The organism is Stutzerimonas stutzeri SDM-LAC (genome assembly GCF_000235745.1).
GTDB classification, from domain to species: Bacteria; Pseudomonadota; Gammaproteobacteria; order Pseudomonadales; family Pseudomonadaceae; genus Stutzerimonas; species Stutzerimonas stutzeri_H.
This window is the reverse complement of sequence record NZ_AGSX01000070.1, coordinates 92,421-118,800: the sequence shown is the minus strand read 5'-3', so window position 1 is coordinate 118,800 and position 26,380 is coordinate 92,421. Positions and strand designations below refer to the sequence as shown.

Annotated in this window: 20 protein-coding genes, 2 tRNA genes and 1 pseudogene; 21 read left to right on the top strand and 2 right to left on the bottom strand. The window is 58.7% G+C overall.

Going from position 1 to position 26,380, the window contains the following annotated elements:
- Nucleotides 1–419 precede the first annotated feature (419 nt).
- The 20 genes and pseudogenes from PSTU_RS0108935 to PSTU_RS0108835 all read left to right on the top strand — a co-directional run bounded on the left by PSTU_RS0108935 (nucleotide 420) and on the right by PSTU_RS0108835 (nucleotide 22,483).
- Complete coding sequence (locus PSTU_RS0108935) at nucleotides 420–2,516, top strand: carboxy terminal-processing peptidase (RefSeq protein ID WP_029404687.1); 2,097 nt, start codon at nucleotides 420–422, stop codon at nucleotides 2,514–2,516.
- Nucleotides 2,517–2,611: 95 nt separating this feature from the next.
- Nucleotides 2,612–3,391, top strand: a pseudogene (locus PSTU_RS0108930) (EAL domain-containing protein); the annotation flags it as partial.
- A gap of 697 nt (nucleotides 3,392–4,088) precedes the next feature.
- Nucleotides 4,089–4,165 (top strand) — tRNA-Met (locus tag PSTU_RS0108925).
- A 177-nt stretch (nucleotides 4,166–4,342) separates the two neighbouring features.
- Nucleotides 4,343–4,419: transfer RNA gene (locus tag PSTU_RS0108920), tRNA-Met, on the top strand.
- A gap of 731 nt (nucleotides 4,420–5,150) precedes the next feature.
- Nucleotides 5,151–5,924, top strand: a complete 774-nt coding sequence (locus PSTU_RS0108910; RefSeq protein ID WP_019340699.1) for a hypothetical protein — start codon at nucleotides 5,151–5,153, stop codon at nucleotides 5,922–5,924.
- A 61-nt stretch (nucleotides 5,925–5,985) separates the two neighbouring features.
- The gene (locus PSTU_RS20600; RefSeq protein WP_036992858.1) at nucleotides 5,986–7,167 is read left to right on the top strand and encodes a DegT/DnrJ/EryC1/StrS family aminotransferase; all 1,182 of its coding nucleotides are present in this window, start codon (nucleotides 5,986–5,988) and stop codon (nucleotides 7,165–7,167) included.
- Between the two features lie 46 nt (nucleotides 7,168–7,213).
- On the top strand, nucleotides 7,214–8,719 hold the full coding sequence (locus PSTU_RS0108900) for an oligosaccharide flippase family protein (RefSeq protein ID WP_100206771.1): 1,506 nt from the start codon (nucleotides 7,214–7,216) through the stop codon (nucleotides 8,717–8,719).
- A complete protein-coding gene (locus PSTU_RS0108895; protein ID WP_019340696.1) occupies nucleotides 8,719–9,648 on the top strand; it encodes a glycosyltransferase family 2 protein in 930 nt (309 codons plus the stop codon). The genes PSTU_RS0108900 and PSTU_RS0108895 overlap by 1 nt, the downstream gene beginning before the upstream one ends.
- A 64-nt stretch (nucleotides 9,649–9,712) precedes the next feature.
- Complete coding sequence (locus PSTU_RS0108890; RefSeq protein ID WP_019340695.1) at nucleotides 9,713–11,923, top strand: polysaccharide biosynthesis tyrosine autokinase; 2,211 nt, start codon at nucleotides 9,713–9,715, stop codon at nucleotides 11,921–11,923.
- A gap of 20 nt (nucleotides 11,924–11,943) precedes the next feature.
- Entirely contained in the window at nucleotides 11,944–12,687 is a 744-nt protein-coding gene (locus tag PSTU_RS0108885; RefSeq protein ID WP_019340694.1) for a WbqC family protein, read from the top strand.
- A gap of 48 nt (nucleotides 12,688–12,735) precedes the next feature.
- Nucleotides 12,736–13,263 (top strand): transcription/translation regulatory transformer protein RfaH, encoded by a 528-nt coding sequence (gene rfaH, locus PSTU_RS0108880; RefSeq protein ID WP_019340693.1) that lies wholly within the window; start codon nucleotides 12,736–12,738, stop codon nucleotides 13,261–13,263.
- Between the two features lie 20 nt (nucleotides 13,264–13,283).
- Nucleotides 13,284–14,543 (top strand): glycosyltransferase family 4 protein, encoded by a 1,260-nt coding sequence (locus tag PSTU_RS0108875; protein WP_019340692.1) that lies wholly within the window; start codon nucleotides 13,284–13,286, stop codon nucleotides 14,541–14,543.
- Complete coding sequence (locus PSTU_RS0108870; RefSeq protein ID WP_019340691.1) at nucleotides 14,488–15,807, top strand: hypothetical protein; 1,320 nt, start codon at nucleotides 14,488–14,490, stop codon at nucleotides 15,805–15,807. The genes PSTU_RS0108875 and PSTU_RS0108870 overlap by 56 nt, the downstream gene beginning before the upstream one ends.
- Complete coding sequence (locus tag PSTU_RS0108865) at nucleotides 15,804–17,141, top strand: hypothetical protein (protein WP_019340690.1); 1,338 nt, start codon at nucleotides 15,804–15,806, stop codon at nucleotides 17,139–17,141. Before PSTU_RS0108870 ends, PSTU_RS0108865 begins: the two co-directional genes overlap by 4 nt.
- A gap of 17 nt (nucleotides 17,142–17,158) precedes the next feature.
- Nucleotides 17,159–18,277, top strand: coding sequence for a glycosyltransferase family 4 protein (locus PSTU_RS0108860; protein WP_019340689.1), 1,119 nt, complete (start codon nucleotides 17,159–17,161; stop codon nucleotides 18,275–18,277).
- 144 nt (nucleotides 18,278–18,421) lie between these two features.
- Nucleotides 18,422–19,639: a glycosyltransferase family 4 protein gene (locus PSTU_RS0108855; protein WP_019340688.1), complete on the top strand. Its 1,218-nt coding sequence runs from the start codon at nucleotides 18,422–18,424 to the stop codon at nucleotides 19,637–19,639.
- A 34-nt stretch (nucleotides 19,640–19,673) separates the two neighbouring features.
- Entirely contained in the window at nucleotides 19,674–20,003 is a 330-nt protein-coding gene (locus PSTU_RS0108850; protein ID WP_019340687.1) for a hypothetical protein, read from the top strand.
- A gap of 23 nt (nucleotides 20,004–20,026) precedes the next feature.
- The gene (locus PSTU_RS20595; protein ID WP_019340686.1) at nucleotides 20,027–20,251 is read left to right on the top strand and encodes a hypothetical protein; all 225 of its coding nucleotides are present in this window, start codon (nucleotides 20,027–20,029) and stop codon (nucleotides 20,249–20,251) included.
- Between the two features lie 117 nt (nucleotides 20,252–20,368).
- The gene (locus tag PSTU_RS0108840; protein ID WP_019340685.1) at nucleotides 20,369–21,367 is read left to right on the top strand and encodes a glycosyltransferase; all 999 of its coding nucleotides are present in this window, start codon (nucleotides 20,369–20,371) and stop codon (nucleotides 21,365–21,367) included.
- Nucleotides 21,368–21,412: 45 nt separating this feature from the next.
- Nucleotides 21,413–22,483 (top strand): acyltransferase family protein, encoded by a 1,071-nt coding sequence (locus tag PSTU_RS0108835; protein ID WP_019340684.1) that lies wholly within the window; start codon nucleotides 21,413–21,415, stop codon nucleotides 22,481–22,483.
- Between the two features lie 19 nt (nucleotides 22,484–22,502).
- Here PSTU_RS0108835 and PSTU_RS20590 read toward each other — a convergent pair whose 3' ends face one another.
- Together PSTU_RS20590 and PSTU_RS0108825 are read right to left on the bottom strand one after the other, a co-directional pair.
- Nucleotides 22,503–22,913: a response regulator gene (locus PSTU_RS20590; protein ID WP_019340683.1), complete on the bottom strand. Its 411-nt coding sequence runs from the start codon at nucleotides 22,911–22,913 to the stop codon at nucleotides 22,503–22,505.
- Nucleotides 22,906–24,384, bottom strand: coding sequence for an ATPase domain-containing protein (locus PSTU_RS0108825; protein ID WP_019340682.1), 1,479 nt, complete (start codon nucleotides 24,382–24,384; stop codon nucleotides 22,906–22,908). The genes PSTU_RS20590 and PSTU_RS0108825 overlap by 8 nt, the downstream gene beginning before the upstream one ends.
- A gap of 298 nt (nucleotides 24,385–24,682) precedes the next feature.
- Between PSTU_RS0108825 and PSTU_RS0108820 the strand changes: the two genes are divergently transcribed.
- Entirely contained in the window at nucleotides 24,683–26,284 is a 1,602-nt protein-coding gene (locus PSTU_RS0108820) for a sensor domain-containing diguanylate cyclase (RefSeq protein WP_019340681.1), read from the top strand.
- Nucleotides 26,285–26,380 lie beyond the last annotated feature (96 nt).

Sequence of the window (26,380 nt, the reverse complement as noted above, 5' to 3'; positions counted from 1 at the left end):
AGTTGCTGCAGATGCAGATCGGCACGGATCAGGCTTGCAGCAACGACCTGAATCCTGAGTTGCCGCACTTCGCAACTGCACGCTCCGCCCGCGCCACCTGTCCCTCGATGCCTTGCAATGCCTTCATGCTGCCTCCATAGTGGTTCACACCTGTGCCCGCTAAACCGTGACTCCGGCAGTGCAGGCCGCAGATCAAGTTCAGCCCAGGCTACATAGCGATACGCCATCCAAACCAAGGACTGCCTTCTCGGTCTCCTCGGTGCGGCGAATCGCTCTACCGCCTCGGTGCGATCTGGATTGCGGCGTGCCAGCCGCCAGATACATCGGGCTGTGTTCTCCCCGCCGAACGGAATCCGCTCCGGCGCCTGATTTGATGGCCTACTATGCGTTATTACTCAGCCTCGCTTCTCCCCTCCGACATGAAACGATCATTGACCGCAGGCGTGCTCGTCCTGCTGATGGGCCTTCAAGCCAGTGCGGCTCTGGCAAAACCTGCCGACCCACACACCTGGGACTACCTGCAGCCAGACCGTGACCAGGTGATCGCCAGTCTGAACGTGGTCGAGCTACTCAAGCGCCATCACTACAACAAGCCGCCGCTAAATGACGCTCGCTCGGCGAAGATCTTCGACAGCTACCTCGAAATGCTCGATCCTTCGCGCAGCTATTTCACCGCCGGCGACGTCGCCGAATTCGAAGCCTGGCGCAACCAGTTCGATGACTTCCTGAAGAACGGCAACCTTGAGCCTGGGTTCATCATTTACAAGGTGCATCTGGAGCGCCTACAGAGCCGACTGGAATACGCTCTGAATCTGCTTGAGCAAGGCGTCGACAGCTTTGACTTCACGCTTGACGAGGAGCTGCTGATCGACCGCGAGAATGCAGCGCGCCCCGCGAACGAACAGGAACTGGATGACCTCTGGCGCAAACGCGTGAAGGACGAGGTGCTGCGATTGAAGATCGCCGGCAAGGAGCCCAAAGCCATTGAGGAACTGCTCACCAAGCGCTACAAGAACCAACTGACGCGCCTTGAACAAACCCGTGGCGAAGACGTATTTCAGACCTACATCAATGCCTTTGCGCAATCCTACGACCCGCACACGCAGTACCTGTCACCTGACAACGCGGAGAACTTCGACATCAACATGAGCCTGTCCCTGGAAGGGATCGGCGCCGTGCTGCAGAGCGACAACGAGCACGTCAAGGTGGTGCGCCTGGTTCCCGCCGGTCCTGCCGAGAAGAGCAAGCAGATCGCGCCTGCCGACAAGATCATCGGCGTCGGCCAGAGCGATGAGGAGATTGTCGATGTGATCGGCTGGCGGCTCGACGAAGTCGTCAAGTTGATCCGCGGTCCGAAAGGGTCGGTCGTTCGACTTGAAGTCATCCCGGCGAGCAATGCACCGAACGACCAGAGCAGCAAAGTCGTTGCGATCACCCGTGAAGCGGTGAAGCTTGAAGAACAGGCGGCGAAGAAATCGGTGCTCAAGCTCAGCCAGGACGGTCGCGATTACAAGCTCGGAGTCATCGAAATCCCTGCGTTCTACCTTGACTTCAAGGCCCTACGTGCCGGAGACGAGGAATACAAGAGCACGACCCGCGACGTGAAAAAGCTGCTCACGGAGTTGGAACAGGAAGACGTCGATGGCGTAGTGATCGATCTACGTAACAATGGCGGTGGTTCCCTTCAGGAAGCTACCGAACTGACCGGCCTGTTCATCGATCAAGGCCCTACGGTCCTGGTCCGCAACAGCGATGGCCGTGTCGATGTCCTGGCCGATGAGCAGCAAGGCGTGTTCTATAAAGGACCGCTGGCTGTGCTGGTTAACCGACTGTCCGCATCGGCCTCGGAAATCTTTGCAGGCGCCATGCAGGATTACCACCGAGCGCTTATCGTCGGTGGACAGACGTTCGGCAAAGGCACCGTGCAAACGGTCCAGCCACTCAACCATGGTGAACTCAAGCTGACATTGGCCAAGTTCTATCGGGTCTCCGGACAAAGCACTCAGCACCAGGGCGTGATTCCAGACATTTCCTACCCGGCCGAAGTCGATACCAAGGAAATTGGCGAAAGCGCGCTGCCGGAAGCGATGCCATGGGACAGCATTCGCGCAGCGGTCAGCCCGGATATGAACCCGTTCAAGCCGTTCCTCGCTGAACTCAAGGCGCGTCACGAAAACCGAACCCATGAGGATCCCGACTTTGTATTCACCCGCGACCGTCTCGCACTGACTCAGGAGTTGACTCACGAGACGACCATCAGCCTCAACGAGGAGAAGCGCCGGGCGCAGCAGGAACGCATCGAGAAACGCCAGCTAGCCCTGGAAAACACCTTGCGCAAGGCCAAAGGTGAAGAACCACTGGCCAAGCTTGAAAAAGAGGATGAAACGACACCGCATATTGAAGATAAAAAGATCAAACCCGAGGACGATGCCTATCTCTCGGAAAGCGGCAGGATTCTGCTGGATTACCTCGGTCTGCATAAGGCCATGGCCAAGAACCAACCTGTCGAGCGCTGAGTGCAGATGTCATCAAAATGACATCGCAGTGTCGTGAAATACGAAGGGCCGCCCTTGTGCGGCCCTTCGTTTTTTTAAGGCCGCACGAGACCCTCATGATCGTTACCGAGCAGTTGAGCACACTGGATTCCATCCTGGCTCAGAGCAACATCACCAGCCTGTTCCAGCCCATCGTCTCGCTTGCCGAACGGGTCATCCTTGGCTACGAAGCCCTCACCCGCGGCCCTTCGAACACTCCGCTTCACTCCCCTATCAACCTGCTCGCGGCGGCCCGACATGCCGGCCGGCTCGATGAACTGGACCTGACCTGTCGCGAGAGCGCCTGTCGCCGCTACAGTCAGCAGCGGCTGCAGGGGAAACTGTTCCTCAACGTGTCGCCGGAAACGCTGTTGGATGCGACGCACAAGCCGGGTCGCACATTGGAGTTACTACACAAATACGGCATCTCGGCCGAGAGTGTTGTAATCGAACTTACGGAGCAAACGCCCACCGACGACTTAGAACTGCTTCGTGCCGCCTTGCATCATTATCGAGACATCGGCTTTTCCATTGCGCTGGACGACCTCGGCGCCGGCTATTCCAGCCTGCGCATGTGGTCGGAGCTGCGCCCTGACTACGTCAAGATCGATCGCTACTTCATAGACGGTATCCACCGGGACGCTGTGAAACGCGAATTCGTCGAGTCGATCATGAAGATTGCCAGAGCGTCCCGCGCTCAGGTCATCGCCGAAGGCATCGAACTGAGCGAAGAGCTCCGCGTTCTGGCAGACATGGGCATCGATCTGGTTCAGGGCTACTTGCTGGGGCGTCCGGAGGAGGAGCCGAACGCTAACGCCAACGTACGCTTGCCAGATCAATCCTCGTCTCGATCCCCCAATGTTCGGCGTGGGCGGTGTTCCATATCCGTATCAGTGTCACCGTGATTGGATTGCTCGTAAGTTTGCTGTGGTCGCTGATCATGGACGTCGCGATCCTTCTCGGACTTCTCCGGTAGTCTCTCGATTCCCTCGCCAGCGCCCATGGAGCCATTACCCAGGGAACGGTCGACCGCGCCGGTATTCTGTGCCAGCTGAGCGTGGCCAGACATCGGATCTGCGCCTGACGCCTGGCCTGTAACAGCAGCCGCAAGCGCGGCCGCAAGTGCAATAGCCAAATAGCTCCTCATAGCTTTCTCCTTTAATAAAGTCCCCCCATTCCGTTTAGGCATCTGATTGCCGCCGTCGATCCGCGCTGTCGACAGATGGCAAGCGGAACCGTCGTTTCCTTTTCGCTGTCCACTATCCAGAGAGCAGATGTGTCTGGTTAGAAAGGAATCGAACGATGATCACGCCGCCACTGGTAATTCTTCTAATAGTAGTCGGCTGGAGTGCAGCCGCCGTGGCGATGCTTTGGGGCATGCTGCGAGTCGCTCGCCATCATCACAAGCCATCCCGTGAAGCCCGACGGGATCGAAACCAGCCTCGAACCGAGTCGCACGCCGCTCATGTTTCGCTAAGCGCGTGATAAAAGATTGTCCGACTGGCAATAAAGCCGTGACAGATCAGCCGAAAGATGTAGAATGCCGCCCACAGACGCGGGATGGAGCAGTCTGGTAGCTCGTCGGGCTCATAACCCGAAGGTCGTCGGTTCAAATCCGGCTCCCGCAACCAAACACGGAAAGGCCACTCAATCGAGTGGCCTTTTTCGTTTGGGTCCTCGCATGACACCTGCTTACGCGCTCTGCTGGCTCCCAAGCTACTTGATTGCCTAAACGCCTGAAAATAAAACGCTTTATCGACATGAGAGGTTGACACAGGCACTTCAGTCTGTAGAATGCCGCCCACAGACGCGGGATGGAGCAGTCTGGTAGCTCGTCGGGCTCATAACCCGAAGGTCGTCGGTTCAAATCCGGCTCCCGCAACCAAAATAGAAAGGCCACTCAATCGAGTGGCCTTTTTTTTGGCTACTGCATTGTCTCGAAAGAGCTTTTGGACAAACTAAAACGCTTCTTTCTAAAGTTATTTGACATAAATAAAATTCCGCTCAGCACTCGTTAATTTATCGAGCCAAGGGCCGTAGACCAAACGGCTTAGTTCAGAAGATTGATCCTGCTTAAATCAGCCCTGCCCAGCGCACCCATATAAAGCTAGAAGATCCTTTGTTATCAGTGCATTGGCATAGCGGGCCGTGCTTCTGTTGAATTATTTTGTTTCGGATCTTGACTGCCGTCAGGTTCTGAATGTTAACTACATCACACAACCATACGGCTGGCATCGAACAGAAAGCCAGATAAAAAGCCTGTTGCTGCTTGTATACCGGATGGGCTTTTCCGCTGCCAATCTGTCTGCGCCAAAAAAGGTTTATTGCTTATCTCGATTTCTAGCCGAGTGCGGTAGCTCTGACTAAAGCGTCTACCCGATGGCAAATCGAGCCAACGCCGTCGCATGCAGCAACAGCCAGCTGTGGCGGTAGTGGCGGTAGTGGCGGTAGCTTTGTTTGATCGAAATGGACAGCGAAAAAACAAGCAATCTGCCTCAGACTCAGTACTCTTAAACGCAACTCTGCTCGTATACATTCAGCACTGTTAGCGAGCCATAACCACCTTCTAACAATCTAAAACGCAAACTCGATTGTATTATCCAGCTGGAGTGCATCGTGAATAGTTATTTCCGCAGCCTGGAAGCGCCGGATCTTCGGTTAATCGCTAACGAGATGAGCAATAGTGGGAGCTCCTGCATTGCCAACTTTCTATCAATCGAACAACTGAAAATGCTTCAGGAAAGCATCAGGATAGAAGCGGAAAAACACAAAGGAAGTTATTTTGCACATCATGGCGGCAGCGAGATAGAAAGCTCTCTATTGGGCGCGCTAGGTGCTTCGCCCGAATTTCGGAACTTATTGGAAAACATCTATCAGGCGGGGGCCGGAAAAGCTGCTTATAGCGATGAAATACTTAAAGTTCTGCGCTGTGTGCAGGGAGCCTCCGGTCGTCGCGAGTCGAATTGCTTTCACTACGATGCCAGCCTGGTCACGGCACTGCTGCCTATAGATATTCCTCAGGACGGCATCGATCGGGGTGATTTGCTCTTGTTTCCCAACAGGCGGCGCATCCGTTCAAACGTCCTAATCAATGTATTGGAAAAGGCGTTAGTGCAGAACGCGCTGAGTCGGAAAGTGATCAGCGCCGCCATCCGCCACGAACTTTTGCGACCCGAGAAGCTGCAACTCGTCCCCGGCAATCTCTATCTGTTCTGGGGCTACCGCACGCTCCACGCCAACGAGCCCTGTGACCCTGACCTGCGTCGCGCAACTGCCATCTTCCACTACGGCGACCCGCATGCTGGCAGTTTCGCGACCCGCATGATTCTCAAGTTGAACCAGCGCCGCGCACAACGTGCCACAGCTCTGGGCTCGCAACCTGCTGCTTGATCTCACAGACGCAATCACTCTGCGGCTGGTTTTTGACGTGACGACTGATAGGGATATCGAGATGATCAATGTCACCCGGTCATACCTTGGTAACAAAGCCAAATTCCTGCGCTACGTCGACAGCATCTATGCATCTGGTTGGCTGACCAACCATGGGCCACTGGCTACCGAGCTGGAAGACCGGTTGCGCGATTACCTGGGTGTCAGAAACATCATTCTGACCAATAACGGCACCTTGGCACTGCAGATCGCCTATCGGGCACTGAATATCAGCGGTAGCGCGATCACCACCCCGTTCAGTTTTGTCGCCACCACCAGTTCGCTGCAGTGGGAAGGCATTCGACCGATATTTGCCGATATCGACAAAGCCACCTGGAACCTGGATCCCAACGCCATCGAAGCGAGGATCGAGGCCGACACCCAAGCGATTGTCGCCACCCATGTTTTTGGCAATGCCTGCGACGTTGAGACAATCGCAAAGATCGCGCAGCGGCATCGCCTGAAAGTGATCTACGACGGCGCCCATGCGTTCAGTGTCCGCTATAGGAATCACTCCGTATTCAACTGGGGCGACATCAGCACGCTCAGCTTTCACGCCACCAAGCTGTTTCACACCATTGAAGGCGGCGCCATCGTCACTAATGACGATGCGTTGGCGACCAGGATTCGTTTGCTCTGCAACTTCGGCATTGTCGACACCGATATCATCGATGGCATCGGCATCAACGCCAAACTGAACGAGTTTGCCGCCGCGATGGGCCTGTGCATCCTCGACGACATGGCGCTGATCCTGGAGCAGCGCGAGGAAATCGCCAGCCGCTACCGACAACAGCTCGCTGACCACTTCGATCTGCAACGCCAGCAGCCGCACGCGCAATGCAACCACAGCTATTTCCCTATTGCCCTGACCGACGAACGCCAACTGCTGCGCTGCCGTTCGGCGCTTAAGGACAATGGCATCAACCCGAGGCGCTACTTCTACCCCTCGCTAGACACGCTCAGCTACGTGCAGCCACAAGTCCCGCAAATCGAATCTCGCGCCTTGAGTCGCCGGGTCTTGTGCCTGCCGATCTACCCGGGCCTGCCACGGCACGTCCAGAACACGGTTATCGAGACGCTATTGAATGAGTCATCGCAGGGCAGCCACCTACCCACCGAGCACATCTGGCCCCAGGTCGCTGCCAGTCTGTTGCCGGACGACCGTCTAAGCCCACCTGCCCCTGCGTACAAGCGCATCTACTGACTCAATCGCAACGGCTGACGACATGATGTCCAATCGAAATCTATCGATGCTTCGCAATACCGGCCTTAGCTACGCAGGCCAAGCGTACGCCATGCTCATCGGCATCCTTATCCTGCCCTTCTATCTTGGACACCTGGGCGCCGAGGCCTATGGCCTGATCGGCTTCTTCGCAGTCCTGCAGGCCTGGTTGCAGCTGCTGGACGCCGGCCTGTCGCCTTCGTTGGTTCGTCAAATTGCGCATTTTCGCGGCCGGCCGGACATCGCGGTGCAGCGCTACGAACCGGGACAACTGCTGCGCTCGTTTGAGATTATCTTTCTGCCGCTGGCAATGCTCACCGCGCTCAGCATTCACCTCTCCAGCGGCTGGATCGCTCACCAGTGGCTGCAGGCGACGGAGCTGAGCAGCGCCACCATCGTCCACTGCATCAGCCTGATGGGCTTGATGATCAGCCTCAAGCTCTACGCCACTTTGTACAAAAGTGGCCTGCAAGGGCTCGAGCTACATGCTTGGTTGAACAGCGCCAATGTCACCATCGCCACGCTGCGCTATTTCGGCGGACTGTTTCTGGTGGCCAACATCAGCCAAAGCCCTGAAGATTTCTTTATATTCCAAGCCGCTGTCGGCCTGCTCGAAACCCTTATCTTCGCCGTCAAGGCGTACAGTTTGATGCCCAACCCGAAGCTGCTGACCGGGTTCAACTGGGCGGTGGTCAAGCCGGTTCTGCCGTTCGCCGCCGGCATTTCGCTCACCTCGGTGCTCTGGATCGTCCTGACACAGCTGGACAAGGTGCTGCTCTCCAATGTGCTACCGCTTAACGAATACGGCTATTTCTCGCTGGTCGCGCTGATGTCCACCGGGATCGTGACGCTGACCAATCCGCTGGTGCAGACACTGCTACCACGCATGACGATGCTTGTCGCCGAGAACCGCATCGCCGACATGCAGGCGCTCTACCTGAGCGCGACCCGGTTCGTCTGCAGCCTATTGTTCCCTTTGGCGGGCGTGATCGCCTTTCACTCTGCCGAGCTGGTTTTCGCCTGGACCGGGGATGCAACAGCCGCGCAATGGAGCCGTCTGGTCCTGCCGTGGTACGTCATCGGCAGCGCAATCATGGCCGTGACCGCCTTCCAGTTCTATTTGCAATACGCCTATGGGCAGCTGCATCTGCACGTGTGGTTCAGCCTGATCAGCGCCGCGTTGAGCATTCCCGTGGTGATCTACGCAACCCTTGAACACGGCGTCTACGGCGCAGCGCTGGCCTGGTTCGGATTGCGCATGCTGACCTTTCTGGTCTGGCCGGCGATGGTGCACAAGCGCTTCGGTGCCCGGCTTCAGCGCCCCTGGCTACAGGACCTGTTACGTATCACGGCCATGACCGGCCTGGGGTTGCTGATCGGCGAACCGGTGTTCGCCGCCATCGCCAGTGACAACCGATTCGACATTCTTCTAGGGCTCGCCATCAGCGGACTGATCTGCCTGACACTGGTGACCCTTACCTCCAAGCCGGTGGTAATGCGGCTTTACCTAATGATGACCAGGTCGAGCGTTTGATGAATACCCAATCGAGAACCGAACAGGACGTCATGGCGGCGTGGGGTAACCAGCGGTCTCCCGTGCTGAGCATCATCTGCCTAACCTACAACCATGCGGCGTTCATAGAGGAAACGCTGGACGGCTTCATTCGGCAGGAAACCGACTTCCCGTTCGAGGTGGTCGTCCATGATGACGCATCGACCGACAGCACAGCGGCAATCATCCGCGGGTATGCCGCGCGTTACCCGAGCCTGATCAAGCCGATCTATCAGCAGGAAAATCAATATCAACTTGGGGTGCCGTTCAGCACTCGGTTGTTCGCTCAGGCTCGCGGCAGGTACATCGCCTATTGCGAAGGCGATGATTACTGGACGGATCCGCGCAAGCTGCAGATCCAGGTCGATTTCCTGGAGAAGCATCGCGGCTACGTGATGACTTACCACGATGCATTCATGTTCAACAGCCAGGGCGTTGTCCGCAGCCCTCACCTGACAGGCAAACATCGAAAGGACGCGAGCGCTTTACAGCTGAAACAGGCACGCCCGGTCTCCACACTGACCGTCTGCTTTCGCAACCTGCTGAAGGAGCTGCCACCCGAGCTGCATGGCGTCGAAGTGCTGGACATCTGCTGGTGGTCATTGCTGGGCGCCCACGGCAAAGGCAAGTTCATCGAAGAGATCAAGCCTGCAGCCTATCGCGTGCACGAAGGCGGAATCTTCTCCATGCGCAGCAGCAAACAGCGCATCCAGATGACGATGCACGCCTATTACAGCCTCGCTCGCTACTACCAGCGCATCGGCGACCAGCCGCTGTATGAGTACTTCATGATTCAGGTGTTCGCCCAGGTACTCGCCTCGATCTCGCCACTCAGCAAAATCCAGGCGCTTGGCCAGGTGTTCCAGAACATCAGCATCAACCTCTTACGCAGGCTGACCCCGGGTGTCTGACCAGTTCCTGGCCGTCACGCCCACGGCTGTACCGATGGCGCAACACTCAAGGAAGGAACCCACAATGACCGCCATGGCTCGCTCCTCGCTGGACTACGAAGGAGACAACCGGATCGATCTGGCCCGCATTCTGCGCGTGGCGTTCGACCATAAGCGTCTGATTTTCACCATAACCGCCCTCTTCGCTCTGCTCGGCGTCGCCTACACAATCATCGCCACACCGATCTACGAAGCCACCGCGATGATCCAGATCGAGCCGAAGAAGGCGGGCATCACCGGCATTCCAGAGGCCGTACCCCGGCCGAACTCGGTATCCCAGGCGATCACCGAGATAGAACTGATCAAATCCCGTGCAGTACTGGGCAGCACCGTCAACGACCTGAAGCTGTACATCAACGCACGGCCCAAGTACGTCCCGCTGCTGGGCAGCTACCTGGCCCGCCAGCACGACCCTGAAGAAGATGGCGAGCTCGCCGCACCGCTGCTGGGATTGGACAGTTACGCCTGGGGCGGAGAAAAGCTGAGTATCTTCCAGCTGGACGTGCCGGAAGCGTACCTGGGTGAGAAGTTGCTATTGCGTGCAGGCGCAGCCGGCTCATTCAGTCTGTACGACGCCGATGAAAAACTGCTGCTCAGCGGCAAAACCAACCAAGCCGTGCAACACGACGGATTTCGTCTGCAAATCGCCGAACTCAAGGCCCGTCCCGGCACCGAGTTCATTGTCGTGCGCAGCCGTCCACAGACCACCGCGCTGGACTACCAGAAGCGACTGAAAGTGGGCGAAGCCGGGAAGGACTCCGGGATCATCTATCTCACGCTGGAAGACCCGGACTCGGAGAAAGCCAATCGGGTGCTCGACAAGATCAGCCGTCTGTACGTGCGACAGAACATCGAACGCAGCTCCGCCGAGGCGGCGCAACGTCTGGAGTTCCTGAGATCGCAGGTTCCCCTGGTGCGCAAGGAACTGGAAAAGGCCGAAGCCGCCCTCAATGACTATCAGACAAGCGCCCAGTCGGTGGACATCAGCATCGAGACCAAGGGCGTACTCGACCAGATCGTCGCGCTGGAATCACAGATCTCCGAGCACAACCTCAAGCGCACTGAATACAACCAGCTCTACACGCCGGAACACCCGACCTACCAGACGCTGCTGAAGAAGATCGGCCAGTTACAGGCGCAGAAAGCCGCGCTAATGGGGAAAATCGACACCCTGCCGATGACGCAGCAGGAACTGTTGCGCCTGAACCGCGACATGCAGGTCACCACGCGTACCTACACACTGCTACTGGACAAGGCGCAGGAGCAGGACATTCTGCGCGCGGGCACCATAGGCAACGTGCGCATCATCGACAGCGCCTATGCGGTAGTGGAAAAACCGGCCAAGCCCATCAAGCCACTGGTGGTACTGGTTGCGATCTTCGTCGGACTGCTGGTGTCGGCGATGGTGATCCTGCTGCGGCAGGTGTTCTACCGCGGCATCGAAAGCCCCGAGACCATCGAACACCTGGGTACACCCGTGTACGCCGCACTGCCTTTCTCGCCGAAGCAGGAGCACCTGTACCGGTTGAGGAAGATTCACGACGGCAGAAGCAAGCTGTTGGGGCGTGCCGATCCCGCCGATCTGGCAATCGAATCGCTCCGCAGCCTGCGCACCAGCCTCAAGTTCGCCATGCTCGAGGCACGCAATCAGGTGCTGGTGATCACCAGCCCGACGCCCTCGGTGGGTAAATCGTTCGTCGCCAGCAACCTCGCTTCGGTCATCGCTCAGGCTGGCCAGCGCGTGCTGCTGATCGACGCCGACATGCGCCGTGGCTATCTGGCCGGCATGTTCGGCATGGCGCCGCGCAACGGTTTGTCAGATGCCCTGGCCAGCGGCTTGCAGCTCGCCGCCGTCGTCAGCAAGACCGACCAGGCCAACCTGCATTTCATCGCCAGCGGGCATTGCGCGCCCAACCCTTCGGAACTGTTGATGCACGAGAATTTCGCTCGCCTGCTCAGGGAAGCCGAGCGTGAATACGACTTCGTGATCGTCGATACACCGCCGGTATTGGCGGTAACCGATGCCGTGCTGGTCGCACAACAAGCCGGCACCTGTCTGCTGGTGGCCCGTTATGGGCTGAGCACTGCCGGCCAGATCGAAGCCTCCAAACGGCGCCTGGCGCAGAACGGCGTACTGCTCAAGGGCGCCATTCTCAATGGCGTCAAACGCAGGGCCTCAAGCTCCGCCTACGAGACCGGTGCCTACGGTTACTACAGCTATTCTCAGAAAGCCTGACACACGCGAGGGATAAGCCCGTGCTCAGAACCGTCTCGATGATGCAGCCCTATCTGTTCCCCTACCTTGGCTATTTCCAGCTGATCGCACGCAGCGATGTCTTTGTTCTGGGCGACGACCTTCAGTACGTCAAGAGTTCATGGATCAACCGCAACCGGATACTGGCGGCCGGGCAACCCAAACTCATCACCTTTCCATTGCGCAAGGCCAACCAGTTCTCGCCGATCAACCAGCGCTGGTTGTGCGACGAGTTCGCGCGGGAAGCGCAGAAGCTGCTTAAAACCCTGGAGTTGGTCTACTCCCGCGCGCCATACAAAGCCGAAGTGATGATGCTGGTGCGCCAAATTCTGGTGCACCCGGAACGCAACCTGGCGCGCTTTATCGAGAACGCGATCCGTCAGATCTGCGCCTATCTCAACATCGCGACGCCGATCCGCATCGGCTCTGAATTGGGCCTGCCGGCGCGCATGGACAAGCAGGAACGCGTCGTCACCATCGCCCACAAGATGAACGCCGAGCTGTACATCAACCCAATCGGCGGCACGGAGCTCTACAGCCACGCGTTTTTCAGATCACAGGGGCTGGCGCTGCGTTTCCTGAAGATGGATGACTTGAGCTATCCACAGTTCAACCATCCGTTCGTGCCCTCGCTGTCGATCATCGACGTGTTGATGTTCAACAGCCAAAGGGACGCGCAGGTGCTGCTTCAACGCTTTTCTCTGGTCAAGGGCATAGAGCAGTCCGCCACTCTGCAAGGCGCATGATCTCGACAGGACGGATATCGACAATTCTCACTATGGAAGGCGGTTCAAATGACCTCGCTCAGCAGCAACTCGCACTGGTACCTGATCCAGACCAAACCCCGCCAGGAAAGCCGCGCCGAAGACAATCTCCGGCGTCAGCACTTCGAGTGCTACCGGCCCATAAAGCCTTGCACAGGGAACGGAAAAACGGCCGAAGCGCTCTTCCCGGGTTACCTGTTCATCCGACTCGATCGGCAGCTGGATAACTGGTACCCGATTCGCTCCACGCGCGGCGTCGCCCGCGTAGTGTCATTCGGCAGCGAGCCGACACCCGTCAGAGACGAGCTCATCGAGCAGTTGCGTCAACGTCTGGCCAGCGAGCCTCAGACGCCTCAGTTCGAGCCCGGCGAAAGGGTTCAGGTGCGTGGCGGCAGCTTCATCGATCTCGAGGCTATTTTCGTCAGTGCCGACGGTGAGAAGCGTTCGGTGATCCTGCTGAACCTGCTTCAGCGTGAACAAAAGGTTCGTGTGCCCACCCGCTACCTCTGCAGCATCCCTGCACAGGCAGCCTTCTCCCTGGCCTGCCGAGCGGATTGACGATCATCGAGGGGCGCAGCATGAAGGTTCTTTTTCTACACAGTTTGTATGCGCCCCACATTGGCGGCGGCGCCGAGATAGTTGTCCGACAGTTAGCCGAAGGGCTCCAGCGCCGTGGCTGCGATGTCGTCGTGCTGGCAACTGGGCCCGAGGCGGGACTTCACGATGAGGAGCTCGACGGCGTGCGGATCTACCGCGCCGGGCTGGATAACTTCTACTGGCATTTCACTCAGTCCCGTCCCAGTCGACTATTGCGGCTGGGTTGGCATTATCGAGACCGCTACAACCGCCCCATGCGCCGGCATGTGCGTCAGGTCATCGAACGCGAGCGACCCGACGTGGTGCTCTGCAACAACCTCACAGGCTGGTCGATATCCGCATGGGACGAAATCAGCGCGGCCGGACTGCCCATCGTTCAGGTGCTGCACGATCTTTATTTGCTCTGCCCCAAAGACACCATGTTCAGCAAGGGCCGTAGCTGCGAGCATCAGTGCGGCACGTGTTCAGCCTTTCGCCATTCGCATGCAGCGGCGTCGGCACAGGTCGCGGCAGTGATCGGCGTCAGCCGTTTCGTTCTCGACCGGCTGATCGCCCAAGGCTACTTCGGCCGGGCCAGCCAGCATGTCGTGCACAACAGCATCGACGCCGGCAGCGGCCATTCAGCCAAGCCACGTCCGCGCCACAGCGGCCTGCTGCGCTTCGGTTACATCGGCACGCTGTCTGAAAACAAGGGCGTGAGCTGGCTGATCGAGCAGTTCCAGGCGCTCTCCATCAATGCCACGCTCGAGATCGCTGGTCGCGGCAAACTGGATGACGAGGCGAAGCTTAAGGCGCTGGCCGACCCCGCGAAAGTGAGGTTTCTTGGCTACCAGCCCGCGGAACGATTCATGCAGGCAATCGACGTTCTTGTCATTCCGTCGATCTGGGCCGAGCCCTTCGGGCTGGTGGCTGTTGAGGCCTGCGCACAGTACTTGCCGATCATCGCCACGAACATGGGCGGCCTGCCGGAGATCATTCAGGACAACCTGAATGGCTTGCTCTGCACGCCGAGCGATCCCGACTCCCTCGGCAGGGCCATGCTCAGACTCTATCTGGACAGCGGCCTGCGCCATCGATTGTCCAGCCAGGCACGCGATAGCGTCGCCGCCTTTCTAGATACAGAACGAATGCTCGATCAGTACCAGTCGATCCTGTGTTCCACACTGCACGGCCGGAGCGCCCGCAATGAACCCGAGTTCGCTGACCATTTCGCACCGCAGGTCGAGACCGCTGGCGATTGACAAACCCACCGTGCTGACGCTGATCGCGGCCTCGCTGCTGGTCAGCGAAACCTTCGCCGGCGCACTTCGCTATTACCTGGATGTTGCCGGTGTGTCCGTCCTGCTCTACCTGCCAAAGCTGGCCTGCATCGCAGCGGTTGCACTGGAAATGCCCAGGGCACGCAGTCAGCCGGGCGTTTGGCTGGTGCTGTTTGCAGTAATGGTCTCAAGCCTGTTTGGGCTGATGCACGGTGCCACGCTGGGCAATGTCGGTTTCAGCCTGTTCATCTACATCCCGTTGTTGTTCGGCTTGTTCTGCGGCGGCTATCTGGAGCAAAGGACCGGCCTGCTCGGCTGGGTAATCGGCTTTTGCCTGGTTGCGTCATTGCTGGGTATTGCGCTGGACATGTTCACCAGCGTGCCGTGGAAGGGCTACAGCTACATGATGGGCGACGTCGAGCTGACCGCTAACAAATCCTGGGCCTTCGGCAGTACCGACCGACTTGCCGGGTTCGCGCGGATGTCGACCAACCTGGCCGTGATGATTGCCCTGTACAGCCTGTTCCTGGCGGCGTTTCTGCGGTCGCGGTTGCTACGGATGCTGCTGTACCCGCTGGCCTTTGGCGCGATATTTCTCACAACCAACAAGTCCACTGCCGCCGCATACCTGCTGACCCTGCTCATGCTGTTTCTGGCCGGCTATCGCCTGCCCAGCGCCACGGCATTTTTTCTCGCAGTGCTGACCGGAATGGCGTTGCCGATCGCCAGCCTGTTGTTGAACATCCCGCAAAGCGAGGCGTATAGCGCCAGCCTGCTGGCGTCCTTCAATGATCGGCTGATCCACAGCTGGCCAAATTTCATCGATGTCATCGTTAACGAAGGCTGGGGCTGGTGGGGCGCTGGCTTCGGCGCAGTAGGCAGCAGCGCGGCGGCCTTCCCATTAGCCTGGCTGGAGCTGTTGAGCATCGCCGACAACACGGCACTGTATCTCTGGGGAATGCTCGGCGTATTCGGTGTACTGCTGTATCTGCTGCTGTTTCCGTTGCTCCTGCGCCTGCATGACCGTGGCCCGCGCATTCGCGACGCGCTACTGGGGATCGTTTTCTGCACCATCCTGATCGGCTGGGCAACCGACGTACTGGAAGTCACCACGGCTACGCTTTTCCTCGGCATGGCCATTGCCCATGCCCTGACGCCGCAGGAGCGCCACAACCCGGCTGCAACGGTATCAACGCATTACGGCCTTGAGCTTGATCAGCGAAAACCCAGGGACGACCGGCCATGAAACACCGACACCCATTGCACTGCCTGGCGCTTTCCGCAGCTCTGGCTGCTCTTGCTGCGCCAGCACCGGCACAACCGGCAGAAGACTCATTCATAGTGGGGGTCTGTTCGCATGACCTGCACCTAAGCGACACCACCAGCAAGGGTGTGCAGCTTTTACGACAAGCAGGCATCGAGTCGGTACGCACCGATGCGCACTGGGCATTCCTCGAGCGCAAGCGCGATCAGCTCAAGGTGGAACGGCATTGGCCAGCCTACCTTGCTGGCAACGAAGCGCAGGGGATCGAAAGCATGTTCATCCTCGGCTACGGCAATCGCTTTCACGGCGACGGCGAAAAGCCACGCAGCGAGCCGGTGCGCACCGCGTTCAATCGCTACGTGGCCTTCACGGCTCAGCAATTCCGCGGTCGTATCAAGCACTACGAGATCTGGAACGAATGGGACGTCGAAAACCCCACCGATCCGCAGTTCACGCAAGACTATGCCCGGCTGATCACCGATGCGGCCGGTATCATCCGCCAGCATGACCCGGCCGCCAAAGTCCTGGCCGGTGCAGTGACCACCAAGGGTATCGAGTCCGGATTCGCGCTGCGCCTGGTCGAGGCCGGGATCATGCAATCGGTCGATGGCCTCTCTTTGCACCCGTACGTCCACTGCCGAAATCGAGGAAAGAACACACCGGAAGCCTGGATCGAATGGCTCGCCGGGGTCGATATGGAACTTTCGCGCGCCGCCAATCGACCGGTGCCGCTTTACCTGACCGAAATGGCCTGGCCTGCATACCAAGGTGCCTGCGGGATCGATGAAAACCTTCAGGCGGCCTATCTGGCGCGGAGCTTTTTCCTCGCCAAAACACTACCCAACGTACGTGGCTACTGGTGGTACGACTTCCGCAACGATGGCACGGACAAGCGCGAGCGGGAACACAACTTTGGCCTGCTCAGGCAGAACTACTCGCCGAAACCTGCGTACCGGGTCCTCGAAGCGATCAGCCCGATCATCAAGGATTACCAGTTCCTCGGGCGGGTCGAGGAATCCCGAAACAGCATTCTGCTGCGGTTCGGCAACAGCGAAGAGCAGCTTCTGGTGGCCTGGAGCGCTACAGACCAGACCCGCCCCGTCACCATCACCTCGGCGGGCAGGGCAGCCGGCAACCTGAAACTGCTGGATACCGCTCAGCCCGACAAGGGCTGGAGCACCGCCAACGCCTGGCAATGCCCGACTAACGCAGACGACTGCGCCGTCCGCATCGAACTCAACGGATTTCCGAAAATCCTCAGCCTCGGGCCCGCTTCGGCCGAAGCCGCACCCTCGCAATCCATCTCGACTCGTTGAACAGAAAGGAACTCAAGATGATCGTGATCAATGCCCGCTTCCTGACCCAGGACATGCGGGGCGTACAGCGGTTCGCGGAACAGATTTGTCTGCAGCTTAAAGACCTGCGCAACGACCTGGTCTTCGTTGCGCCTGAAGACATACGCCTGCATGAAAGCGCAGAACGCTTGCACGTCCGGCGCATTGGCCGACACCGAGGGCACCTCTGGGAGCAGCTGGACCTGCCGCTGTGGCTCGCACGCAATGGTTCTCCTCCCCTGGTCTCGTTGTGCAACACCGCTCCCCTGTTCTACGGCAACCAGATCGCGACGCACCATGACATCACTTACATCAGGCACCCGGAGAGCTATTCCAGGACATTCAGAGCCATGTACCGAAACTTGACCCCGCTGTTACTTGGACAAACCAAGGCGTTGATCACCGTCAGCGAATTTTCCAGAAAGGAGATAGCCGGCCATTACGGGTATCCGGCAAACAATATCTGCGTTGTACCAAACGCGGTGGATGCACGCTTCCAGCCCTTTTGCGCAGAGCAATGCCCACGCGAGGCGGCGCCTTACCTCCTGGCTGTGTCCTCGCCCAGCGCGCACAAGAATTTCGCCCGGATGGTCGCAGCCTTCCTGAGCATGGAAGGTATCGATGAGGTCGAGCTGCGCATCATTGGTGACTCCAACCGGATCTTCTCGGGAAGCCTCCACGATGTGGCCGGTAGTCGACGCATTCGCACGCTGGGCAGGCTGACGGACGAGGAACTGGTAGAGGCCTACCAAGGTGCGGCTGCCTTCGTATTTCCTTCGCTATATGAAGGGTTCGGCATCCCTCCACTCGAAGCGCAGGCCTGTGGTTGCCCGGTTATCGCCGCGCGTGCCGCATCCATTCCCGAGGTTCTCGGCGACAGCGCACTGTACTTCGATCCCCTGAAGGTAAAGGACATCGCCCAGAGCATGCAGCGGGTTCTGCGGGACGAAGCCTTGCGTCAGGACCTGCGCCGCAGGGGCAAGGCAAACGTCGCGCGATATTGCTGGAACACCTCGGCTCGTCAGGTCTCCAGACTTATCGACCAAGCATTCACCGGCGTGCGAAATGCCGACGTCACAGACATTTCTCCGCTGCCAATCAGCCAACCAAAGCACTAGCCAGGATGCGGGTCCGTTCCCAGCCGTCCCGATATCCCCGCCCCGCTGGCGGCTGAAGCATCACGCCAGTAGCTGTAACTGCGATTCCCGTCACTGCAACCGGGGTGACGCCTGCCACTCCCCTACCTAGAAAAGGCCTTCGCAATGAAAATCGCCATAATTCATGACTGGCTAGTGACCTACGCCGGTGCCGAAAGGGTCCTTGCCGGCTTGCTGGATGTCTGGCCAGAAGCCGACCTGTATTCCGTGATCGATTTCCTCTCCGATGAGGACCGCGCCAACCTCGGCGGCAAGCGCGCCACCACGACTTTCATCCAGCAATTGCCGAAGGCGAAGACGCACTACCAGAAGTATCTGCCGCTGATGCCGCTGGCCATCGAGCAGCTGGACATGTCGGGTTATGACCTGGTGATTTCCAGCAGCCATGCCGTCGCCAAGGGCGTGTTGACCGGCCCCAATCAGCTGCATATCAGCTACGTGCACTCGCCGATCCGCTATGCCTGGGATCTGCAACATCAATACCTGCACGAGGCGAGCCTCGATCATGGATTCAAGGCGAAACTGGCGCGCATGCTGCTGCACTACATGCGCATGTGGGATCAGCGCACCGCCAGCGGCGTGGACGATTTCGTTGCCAACTCTCACTTCATCGGTCGGCGTATCAACAAGAGCTACCGCCGCGAATCAACGGTGATCTATCCACCGGTGGACACGCAGCAGTTCACACTCCGCACGGCGAAGGAGGATTACTACCTGACCGCCTCACGAATGGTGCCTTACAAGCGCATCCCGATGATCGTCGACGCGTTTTCGCGCATGCCCGACAAGCGGCTAGTCGTGATTGGCAGTGGGCCGGAAATGGAAAAGGCCGAGGAGCTCGCCACGTCGAACGTGACGCTCATGGGTTACCAGAGCTTCGCCGTCCTGCTGCACCACATGCAGCGCGCCCGCGCCTTCGTGTTTGCAGCCGAAGAAGACTTCGGCATCGCGCCCATCGAGGCCCAGGCGTGCGGCACGCCCGTCATCGCTTACGGTAAAGGGGGTGTGCTGGAAACCGTACGGGGAATCGACCATCCCGAGCCGACGGGCGTGTTCTACAACGAGCAGACGCCCGAGTCCTTGATGGCCGCCGTCGAGCGCTTCGAGACGCAAGCGCATCAGATCCTTCCTGAGACCTGCCGCACAAGCGCAGAGCGATTTTCAACCGAACGATTCAGGCAGGAGATCAAGGCATTCGTCGATACTAGGGTTCGAGAGGTTTCGTTGCTCCAAGGGCAGGACGCGCTATTGGATCTGCCGACCATCACCCCTCTAAACGTGGCTCAGGTTTACCCGACGGCAATACCCATGAAACATGCCTGACCGAGTCCTCACTCCCCATTGCGAGGCTTCAAGGATGAACACAACCACCGCAGCACACTGCTTCCAGACCATTTCGGCATTAAGCCTCGCGCTGTTGATCGGCGGAACGGCGGGCGCCCACCAAAGGTTGATATCGTCAAGCGAAGACGGGCATCTGCACGAATACGACCACGCCGTGCAGAGCAAAACCGGCTGTGCAAATGGCTGGCGGGCAACGCTGTTCAATCTCGGAGCCCATTCGCACGGCCCGCAATGTGCAGGCGCTTCCAGCGCCGATACTTCCGTGCCCGCACCGATCCGCCTGGCTAAGCCGCTTTCCGGCAACCCGTACCGCTCGGGCGAATCCATTCGCTATTCGTTCTAACCTTATGCTCTCTCGGAGTCGCTATGGATAGTGCAGACCAAACCCAGCAAACCCTGGTATATGCCGACGGATATTCCTACACAGAGTTTTTCCAGGCACCCGAGCTGCCCGGTACGCCCGACGGAAACAGGTTGATAAGTGTCTTCCATGCATTGTTTACCCCAGACCGCCAACCTGTATTCACCGCAGTCGAGCCGTCCACGGAAAAGCTGCCAAACGCCAACACAACAGCCGACCAGCTCGCCTGACTAGAACACCAACGTCCTAGCGATCCTGTTACTCGCCCTGACGCAGCGCCGCAACGGCCTTGCACAGAGCGCCACGCACCCGGTAGCGGATCGCTCACGTTCCACGCCGAGACAACCATGACATCGAAAACCACATTGGTTACCGTGACCTACGGCGACCGGCTGCCCTTTGTGCAGCAATTGATCGAGCGCGCCCTGAGCTTTACTGCAGTCAGTGATGTGGTGGTGGTGAGCAATGCATCGCTGGCCTCTCTCGATCGGCTGATTCAGCGCTGGCCGGGTCAGGTTCGTGTGATTGAACTGGCCGAAAACACGGGCTCAGCCAATGGCTATGCCGTGGGTATTGAAGCCGCGCTGGCGTCCGAGGCTGATTACATCTGGCTGATGGATGACGACAACCTACCGACCACCGCCGCTGTGTCGATCCTGCACCGCCAGCTCGCGCGTTTGACCGGCCTGCTCGGTTCGGACCGAGTCGCGGTGCTGGGCTACCGAGCGACTCAACAGGCCGACATCGCACAAGGCGTACCTGCGCGATACATCCGGCAGCTGCGTTCCAGCTATTTCGGGTTTCACGTCGCCCAATTGCCGTACAAGATCTGGCGCCGACTGCCTCGGGGCAAGCGCGCCAGCAATCCGCCGACCAGCATCAGCCTGCCATTCGCGCCCTATGGCGGCATGCTCGCGCATCGCAGCCTGTATGCCCACATAGGCCTGCCGCTCAGGGAGCTTGTCCTTTATGTGGATGACACCGAGTACACCCGGCGCATTACGGCCAGCGGTGGGCGGCTGTTTCTCTTTACCGACGCCGTGATCGAGGAACTGGAGCATTCCTGGAACACCAAACAGCGCACGCGGAACATCTATGAGACCTTTCTACTCGGCGAGTCAGACTTCCGCGCCTATTACACCGCACGCAATCAGGCCTGGTTCGACAAGAACGTTTGGGCCGCCTCCCCCTGGGTCCATCGCATCAACCGGGCGATGTTTCTCATGCTGCTGCGTCTCGTCGCCCGGCTACGCAACAGCCGCGGGCGTCTGGCGCTCATCGAACAAGCTATCCAGGACGGCGAAACCGGGGCGTTGGGCATGAGCAAGACCTTCCCATTGCGCTGACCGCTTGCAGCGCGCAAGCGTTCTGGCCGTTATATGGAAATGTGCATGGATATCGCATCGGTGCAACGCGACGAAAACAACTTCGACTTTCTACGCTTTCTCGCTGCGTCCGCGGTGGTGCTTGGCCATTGCTACTGGCTCTCTGGACTGGGCGCTCAAGAACCGGTGCGGCTGTTCACCGGATCCATGGATACTGCTGACATCGCCGTAAACCTGTTCTTCGTCATGAGCGGTTTTCTGATCGCTGCATCCTGGATCCACAGCCATAGCAGCTTGGACTTCGCCGGCAAACGAGCGCTGCGTATCTTTCCGGCGCTGGTGGTATCGACGCTGTTTACTGCTTTCATTATCGGCCCGCTGGCCACGGAGCTATCGCTCAGCGAGTACTTGCTCAACAGCCAGACCGTCCGCTATCTGTCCAATGCGGCACTGTTCACCCAGTTCCGCCTGCCTGGCGTATTCACCGAAAACCCGTTCCCAGGCACCGTCAACGGATCGGTCTGGACGCTGCCTTACGAAGCGCTGATGTACGCGATGCTGTTGATGCTGGGTCTGCTCAAGCTGTTCGGACGCATCGCGGTAGTGGCGGTGCCGATCATGCTTATGCTCATCCATTTCCACCTGGCGCCCAACCTTGGATTAGAGAGCGACATCCTGCGCAAGGTCACCCGCCTGGGCATGTTTTTCTTTCTCGGCTCGGCGCTCTATCTGTACCGCAAGACGTTGCCCTGGAACTGGAAGATCGCGCTTGTACTGCTTTCACTTTCGCTGCTCAGTGCCAGGACCGAATGGTGGTTCTTCGTTCATGTTCTGACATTACCCTACCTGACCATTTACCTGGCACACCTGAAGATTCCACGGCTGTCAGGCTTCGGCCGATACGGTGATTTTTCATACGGCATCTACATCTTCAGTTTTCCGGTGCAGCAACTGTTGATGCATTGGCTGGATCCAAAGCTGTCCTTGCCGGCATTCATGGCAATCAGTCTGGCCGCGAGCATCGGCATCGCCGCACTGTCCTGGCACCTGATCGAGGCGCCGGCGTTGCGCCTCAAGCGCTTCTTGCCCGGCCGTCGGCAAGGTATTAACAGTACGGGCGTGAACCCGGCGTCCTGAGCGCGATGCCCAGCAGGGCTTAGCGAGCCGGCTTCGAAGGCGCGCCGCCCTCCTCGACGAGGCGGTGAATGGTGGCCACCAGCGTCTCGAGCTTGGTGCCCTTCGGCAGGAAATGATCAACCAGATCGCTAACCGACAACTGCTGGGGCAATGCAGCGCTCATCATCAGAATCGGCACGTCGTCGAACGCGGAGTCCTTGCGTATCGCGCAAACCATCTCGTAGCCATTGAGCTCCGGCATCATGTAGTCGGTGATGATCAGCGCTGGCTTTTCCTCCTTGAGCTTGAGCAAGCCCAGGGCACCATTCGCCGCCTCGACGACTCGGTAGCCTTCGTCCTCGAGAATCATCACCATCAGTTTGCTGAGGCCGAGTTCATCCTCGACCAGCAACACGAGCGGTTCGAGTATTTGCGACTGCTCGTCACGCATCCCGCGCTCCCGCTGAGGATTGACGGTGAGCCTGTCCCGTCACGACCCCCTCGGTACGCGCCATCCGCTCTCCGAGCTTGAACCCTCTCTCACCCAGATAGAACTCATACACATAGGGATCGAAGCCGCTTTCACGCATCTTCAGGATCGCCAGCGTACGGTAGAGCCTAGATTCGAGTTCCGCATATCTCAGCAGAATGATGTTCTCGGCAATCGCCGAGACCGCGGCAAACTGCAGCCCATTCTCCCCGCCGACAATCTCGGCCAACTCAGCGGTGAAGATTGTTGTCACACCCTCGCAGCGCAGGATAGCGGTGAGCGTGCTGACAAAACGCCCCAGCCGCTGCTCGTTCACTGCCGCCTGCTTGAACGCGTCGATACCATCGATGAACAGCCGTTTGACGCCCCGTCGGCGAACCTCTGCGATTATTTCTTCGGCGAGCTGATCCTGTAACAGCTCCGTTGGGGAGTGATGAACCACCTCTACCACGCCGCTGTCGATCAGCGCGCCTAGCTCAAGCCCCAGCGCTTTCGCACGGCGCCGCAGCCTGTGGGCGTCCTCGTAGAAGCCAAAGATGAGACCGGGTTCGGCTTCGCTGCTATCGCAGATGAAGCTCAAACCCAAAGTGGTCTTGCCGACACCGGTCGGCCCTACCAGCAAGGTCGTCGAGGAGAACGGGATACCGCCCTGTATAACTGCGTCGAGCCCGGAGACGCCGATGCTCAAGCGCTCGTCGCGCATAGGCGCGGACTCCAGCTCGCCGGTGACCGCTTCGAGCCGTGGAAATACCCGAAAACCCTCGCTGCTAATCGAACTCATGTGCCGACCGGAGATGAAGTCGCTGCCACGGAACTTGCGCACCTGCAGATAGCGGTAGGTGCGGAACTGATCCTCGTCGCTGCCCAGGTGCAACCAACCATCAACCATGGTGAACTCGGGACTGCCGGAATCGCGCTTGCTGTTGGTCAGTAACAGAATGGTGCAGCCAACCACGTCGGCGTAAATCGACAGGTCATTGATGAACTCACGAAAGGCACGCTCCGAGGCGGCATTCTCTTCCAGCGCGAACAGGCCATCGATCACGATCAGCGAGGCCTGTTGCCGCTTTCCATTGCGCGTGAGGTAACGCAGGATGCCTTCCAAACCGTCGGTTCGGAGAATGTCGAACGCACTTTCATAGACCACCGACGTGCCGGCGTATTGGTTGTCCATGAATTGCATATTCTGCAAATGGCGAAGCAGACGATGGTGGGTTTCGGCCAGCAAGGTCACGTACAAGGAGCGCTCGCCACGAGCTGCCCAGCTGTAACAGATCTGATTGGCCAGAATGGTCTTCCCCTCGCCCGGCCCACCCTGAACGATATACACCGCCCGCGGTAGCAGCCCGCCTTTGAGGACGGCGTCCAGTCCCGGCACGCCAGTCGGAACATGGGTCGGCGCGGTTGGCGAGTAGATAGAGTTGTCGGTCACAGCAGCTTTCCGTTTCGATCAGTGAATGCATGGTAGCAAAGGGGCCCGGGCCAATTTACCCCCCGGTGCATATTGGTCACCTGCCACATCCGATTGTTCACGTTTGATGCGGTAGCGACAGGGAACCTGCCAGTCGTCTTGCTTGCCTGATCCGGAGGCCGTGTTAGGGTCTTGCGAGCGACTACACCCAGGCCGAATGCCGCCGGGCTGTCATCAGCTCATTGCCATCAGTGCTGGAGGCGCAACGGCAAACTCCCTACCATCATGTCGCAAGGCCGCAACCGAACCACCTGGATTTATGCAAACCACCCACCTACCTCGTTTGGACTTGCGCCGACTGATCATTCTGTTGGCGATGCTGAGTGGCTTGGTAATCCTCGGTATCAGCTTTTACGCCAGCTATAAGGTTCAGCGTGATTCGCTGATTGGCAGCACGCTCGCTGCCAATCGCGCATACGCCTCGAAATTGGCAGACGGGACTGAAGAGTTCTTTCGTACTGCTCAGCAGCAACTGGCTGTGAGCGCCGAGAGCATTGCCGCCCGGTTCCATGACATTGATGTACTGAATGCTGAAGCCAGACGGCTTCAGCGACAGACCGACAGCTTCAATGCTGTGGTCATTACCAGTGCCCAAGGCGTGGTAATGACTACCGTGCCAAATACGGGACTGGTCGGCAAGAAGCTGGATTCACCGGGCGCTCGCCAAGCCCTGGCGGAACGCAAACCCTTGATCAGCAGCCCGTACATCTCGGCGCTTGATACCTTGGTCGTCCTGATATCCCAACCCATCGTGGCCAGTGACGGTACCTACCTCGGCTATATCGGTGGGGTGATCTATCTGCGCGAGCGCAATATCCTGCATAGCATGTTGGGCGAGCATTTCTATGAGGACGGGTCCTACCTGTATGCGGTCGACCAGTCGCGCCGACTCCTGTATCACCCAAAGCCTAAACGGCTGGGTACGGTGGTAGCAGAAAACGAAGTCATCGACAGGGTGCTACACGGTGAATCAGGCAGCCTACGGGTGATCAACAGCCAAGGTGTGGACATGCTGGCTGGCTACGCAGCCTCACCTGCGGCAGGCTGGGGCATCGTGGCGCAGCGGCCAACAGCCGACACCTTGCAGCCGCTCGACAATCTGATGCTCAAGGTTGTCCGCCAGACTGCGCCTCTGGCTCTGCTGACATTACTGTGCATCTGGGGTCTGGCGACACTGATCACGCGGCCACTGTCGCAACTGGCCCAGCGCGCCAGCGAAATGGATGCGCCCAATAGCGCGGAGCGCATCCAGCGTATCCGGTCTTGGTACTTCGAAGCAGCGCAGCTCAAGCGCGCCTTGCAGCTGGGTATCAGCCTGCTGCACCAGCGCATCGGCAAACTCAACCTCGACGCCCAAACCGATCCGCTGACCGGCCTGTATAACCGTCGCGGCCTGACGCTCGCCCTCGAAATGCTCGGCAGTGAAGGCCGATCCTTTGCGGTCATCGCGCTGGACATCGACCATTTCAAACGCATCAACGACACCCACGGTCATGACACGGGCGATACCGTCATCCGTCAGATGGCCGGGTTGATGAGAACCTGCTCACGGGATGCCGACATTCTCTGTCGCAGCGGCGGCGAGGAATTCTTGATGCTGCTGCCCAATACCACGCTCGATGCGGCGCATCTGGTTGCCGAGCGCCTGCGTACCGGCATCGAGCAGGAGCATATTCCGGTGGTCGGCCACATCACCGTTTCGCTGGGGGTTGCAGTCTGGCCGATGCACGCCAGCGCCATCGAACGTGTGCTCAAGCTGGCCGATGCAGCGCTGTACCGGGCCAAGCAGCAAGGGCGCAATCGGTCCGAGATCGCGGAACCCGATCAGTACTCATCAGCTGATCTAAAACCAGGCGCCTGAGCTCCGCAAGCATCCGTTCTCGGTGTCCCAGTCAGTCCGACTAGACCGGGCGACGGTAGACATGGCTAAAAAATATCCAGCTCTGTATACTCGCGC